This window comes from Mesorhizobium sp. M7A.F.Ca.CA.004.04.2.1 (genome assembly GCF_004022825.1).
Classification (GTDB): domain Bacteria; phylum Pseudomonadota; class Alphaproteobacteria; order Rhizobiales; family Rhizobiaceae; genus Mesorhizobium.
The window spans coordinates 1-3,654 of record NZ_RZPH01000621.1; the positions used below are offsets into that span (position 1 = coordinate 1).

Genomic DNA, 3,654 nt, shown 5'->3' on the forward strand with positions numbered 1-3,654 from the left:
GTTCGGGCGTCTCGCCGGGCTCGACCTTGCCGCCGGGTCATGAATAATGTCGTGACCGCCGGCAAACGCCTGCTCCTGGTCGCCGCCTGCGCGCTGGTCGATGCCGACGGCCGGGTGCTTCTGGCGCAGCGGCCTCAGGGCAAGCAACTTGCCGGATTGTGGGAATTTCCCGGCGGCAAGGTCGAGCCCGGCGAGACGCCCGAACAATGCATCATTCGCGAACTGCATGAGGAAATCGGCATCGAAACCGACATTCCCTGCCTGGCGCCGCTCACTTTCGCCAGTCATTCCTACGACGATTTCCACCTGCTGATGCCGCTGTTCATCTGCCGCCGCTTCCGCGGCATCGCCCATCCCAGGGAAGGGCAGGCGCTGAAATGGGTGCGGCCAAAGCAGATGCGCGACTATCCGATGCCGCCGGCCGATGCGCCGCTAATCCCGTTCCTCATCGATCTTCTCTGAGGCTCGCGTCCGGTCGGTTCCTGGTCGAGGCGTGTATCAGCCAGCGTTAATGGAAGATTTATCTCGTCGTGAAAAATTGAAGCATGGCCGTTCGCGGCCGAGCCGTCGATTTGCCGGGGAGCGATAGCATGAGCCTAGACAGGGATTGGGACTCGATCCGGCCCGAGCGCGGTTTTCGCGCCGCCGATGCGGGCATGGGCATATTGCGCATCACGCTGCTGTTCGGTTCGGCCGCGGTGGCGCTGGCGCTGATCGCAACCCCCTTCCTCGACAGCCAGACACGCTCGCTGTCGGCCCGTGATGGTTTCGGCGGGCTTGACATGGCGGCGACAGGCTCGATCGGCCATCGCGAAACCTACACGCTGCGCCGCAGCGTGCTGCAGCCGCAACCGAGCTCGGTCTGCATCATCAGGTCCAATGGCAGGAGCAGCGGCGACTGCTGACATGGTTAAGAGATTTCGGAAAGGCGGCGGTTTCATCGCCTGTTAAGCCTTTGCCGTTAACCTTTCTTAACAGGTCGGCTGTAAGGTCCCGGACAGAGGGGTTGAGGCCATGAAAGCAGTGCTGCTGGGTTTTCTGAACGACGAGACCGGCGCCACGGCCGTCGAATATGGCGTCATCATCGCCGTGCTGTCGCTGGCCATCGTCGGCGGTATCGGTGAGGTCCGCGACGGGATCATCTGGCTGTTCAGCGACAACAACAGCAAGCTTGCGAACGCTTTCGCACCCACGCCCTGATCCGGCTTTCCGCGCCTGCGGGCAGGATCATTGCCCGCCGGGCGCCTCCAGGATTGTTCCCAGCGAGACCTTGGCCGACCCTGGCTTAAGCGGTTTTTGCTGCGATGCGTCGGGCGCCCAGCCGGACATCCAGACAATCGAGAAACTTGCCCTCACGCGGCCGTCGGGGTCGGAAAACCGCTCGGCGTAGATTTCCGCCGCGCGGGCAAACAGCTTGCGCGAGCCCGGCCGCCGGCTGCGATCGGTGAGCGCAGAGGTTTCGCCCATGGCCCGCAGATCCGCCATCAGGTTGAACAGGCTGGCATAGCGCACCGTCACCGTCTCGACGTCGGCGACCGGCAGAGCGAGACCGGCGCGCTGCAGCAGCGCACCGGCATCGCGCACGTCGGTGAACGGGGCGACACGCGGACTGGCGCCGCCGTAAAGCTCGGTCTCGGCCGAAAGCAGGCTTTCGCGCAACTCGAAAAGCGTACCGGCGCCGGCAAAGGCGCCGAGGAAAAGACCATCCGGCCGCAACGCACGGCGGATCTGGATCAGCATGCCGGGGATGTCGTTCATGGCCTGCAGCGACAGAAGCGACACCGCCAGATCGAGGCTTTCCGCTTCGAACGGCACGGTTTCGAGCGGTGCGATCAAGCCGGCGCCGCCACCGCTCAGGAAGGCCGTGTCCGCCTCGACGCGGACGATGTCGGCGACCTTGCCGCTTTCGGCGAGCGTTTCTGCCGCCGCCGGCGTCTGGCAAAACAGCACAGCCGCCTTGCCGAACCTGCGCTCGACGGCGCCCAGCCGGTCGGCAAGGTCCTCGGCCGTGCGGCGCATGAGGAAGTCCGCACCGTCGACCGGATGGGCAAGCGCGCGCCGCTTGTGCGCCAGCCATAGAGAGGTATCCATTATCGGCTGCAACGGGCAGATCCTTTGTTTGTCCACGCTCCGGGATCGTTGATATAGTGGCGCGCAGGAGCAACCACGTGGCCGATCCGATGCCCAAGATCAAGTCCATCGCGATCACGAACCTGGCCCGGTCGGTTGTCGGCTGGCCGGCGCGTATGCTGTTTCCGCCGGTCTGCGCCGGTTGCCGCCGGCATGTCTCGCAGCCAGGCGTGCTGTGCGGCGCCTGCTGGCCGAAGCTCAGGCTGCTGGAGCGGCCATGGTGCCCGGTCATGGGCACGCCGTTCACCCACCATATGGGCGAAGGCTTTCTGTCGGCCGAGGCGATTGCCGATCCGCCGCCTTTCGAGCGGGCGCGGGCGGCGGTCGCCTATTCCGGCGTTGCCCGCCAGATGGTGCAGGGGCTGAAATACCAGGATCGCACGGATCTGGCACCCTGGATGGCGCGCTGGATGGTTCGCGCCGGTGCCGATCTCATCGCCGAGGCGGATGTGGTGGTGCCGGTGCCGCTGCACTGGCGGCGCTTTTTCAGGCGGCGCTTCAACCAATCGGCGGAACTGGCGAGGGCGGTCTCGACGCTTAGTCAACTGCCCTTCGCCCCCTCGGCGGTGCGTCGCGTGAAACTCACCCGCCAGCAGGTCGGGCTGGAGCGCGGGGAACGCGAGGAAAATGTGCGGGCTGCCTTTCGGGTACCCGCCGAGGCGGAAATCGAGATCGCCGGCCGCAGGGTGCTTTTGATCGACGATGTCTACACCACCGGCGCCACGGTGCGTTCCGCCACCAAGGCGCTGAAAAGGGGCGGTGCGGCCGCCGTCGACGTGCTGACCTTTGCGCGTGTGTTGCCGGGGGACTTCCGGGCGGACGAGTCCGCGACTATATAAGTCGGCAACGAACAGCGGAAATTCGTCATGGCCGATGTCACGATCTACACCCGCATGATGTGCGGCTATTGCACGGCAGCCAAGCGGCTGCTCGAGCGCAAGGGCGTCGCCTTTACCGAGCACGATGCCTCCTTCTCGCCGGAACTGCGCCAGGAGATGATCTCCCGGGCGCATGGCCGCACGACCTTTCCGCAGATTTTCATCGGCGATACGCATGTCGGCGGCTGTGACGACCTCCACGAGCTAGAGGCCGAAGGCCGGCTGGACAAACTGCTCGCCAACGGCGCGACGAATTGAGGGAATGACGATGGGTGTTTTCAAAGCCGCTGCGATCCAGATGCGTTCAGGCGAGAGTCCCGAGCGCAACGCCGTGGATCTCGAACGGCTGGTGCGCGAAGCAGCCAGCCTAGGTGCCACCTATATCCAGACGCCGGAAATGACCGGCGCGCTGATCCGCGACAAGGAAGCTCGCGCCGCCTCGTTTACGTCCGAAGACAAGGACATCGTCGTTTCGACCGCGCGCAGATTGGCCAGGGAACTCGGCGTCTTCCTGCATATCGGCTCGACCGCCATCCTGCGGGCCGACGGCAAGCTCGCCAACCGGGCGCTGCTGTTTGGCCCGGATGGTGCTGCGCTCGCCACCTACGACAAGATCCACATGTTCGATGTCGACCTCGACAATGGT

At 65.0% G+C, this 3,654-nt stretch carries 7 protein-coding genes; 6 read left to right on the forward strand and 1 reads right to left on the reverse strand.

From position 1 onward, the window contains the following. Positions 1–39: 39 nt before the first annotated feature. The 3 genes from EN893_RS23895 to EN893_RS23905 all read left to right on the forward strand — a co-directional run bounded on the left by EN893_RS23895 (position 40) and on the right by EN893_RS23905 (position 1,200). A complete protein-coding gene (locus EN893_RS23895; RefSeq protein ID WP_127269618.1) occupies positions 40–462 on the forward strand; it encodes a (deoxy)nucleoside triphosphate pyrophosphohydrolase in 423 nt (140 codons plus the stop codon). 128 nt (positions 463–590) lie between these two features. Next, positions 591–905 carry a hypothetical protein gene (locus EN893_RS23900; protein WP_013529445.1) on the forward strand — a complete coding sequence of 105 codons (315 nt, stop codon included), beginning with the start codon at positions 591–593 and terminating at the stop codon, positions 903–905. A gap of 109 nt (positions 906–1,014) precedes the next feature. After that, the gene (locus EN893_RS23905) at positions 1,015–1,200 is read left to right on the forward strand and encodes a Flp family type IVb pilin (RefSeq protein WP_013529446.1); all 186 of its coding nucleotides are present in this window, start codon (positions 1,015–1,017) and stop codon (positions 1,198–1,200) included. A gap of 27 nt (positions 1,201–1,227) precedes the next feature. Here EN893_RS23905 and EN893_RS23910 read toward each other — a convergent pair whose 3' ends face one another. After that, complete coding sequence (locus EN893_RS23910; RefSeq protein WP_127269619.1) at positions 1,228–2,103, reverse strand: methyltransferase domain-containing protein; 876 nt, start codon at positions 2,101–2,103, stop codon at positions 1,228–1,230. A 65-nt stretch (positions 2,104–2,168) separates the two neighbouring features. Here EN893_RS23910 and EN893_RS23915 point away from each other — a divergent pair, with 65 nt between their 5' ends. The 3 genes from EN893_RS23915 to EN893_RS23925 form a co-directional block, all read left to right on the forward strand. Beyond that, positions 2,169–2,969: a ComF family protein gene (locus tag EN893_RS23915; RefSeq protein ID WP_127271367.1), complete on the forward strand. Its 801-nt coding sequence runs from the start codon at positions 2,169–2,171 to the stop codon at positions 2,967–2,969. Between the two features lie 27 nt (positions 2,970–2,996). Beyond that, positions 2,997–3,266, forward strand: coding sequence for a glutaredoxin 3 (gene grxC, locus EN893_RS23920; protein WP_127271365.1), 270 nt, complete (start codon positions 2,997–2,999; stop codon positions 3,264–3,266). Between the two features lie 10 nt (positions 3,267–3,276). Next, on the forward strand, positions 3,277–3,654 hold a 378-nt coding region (locus EN893_RS23925; RefSeq protein ID WP_281062498.1), incomplete at its 3' end, for a nitrilase-related carbon-nitrogen hydrolase.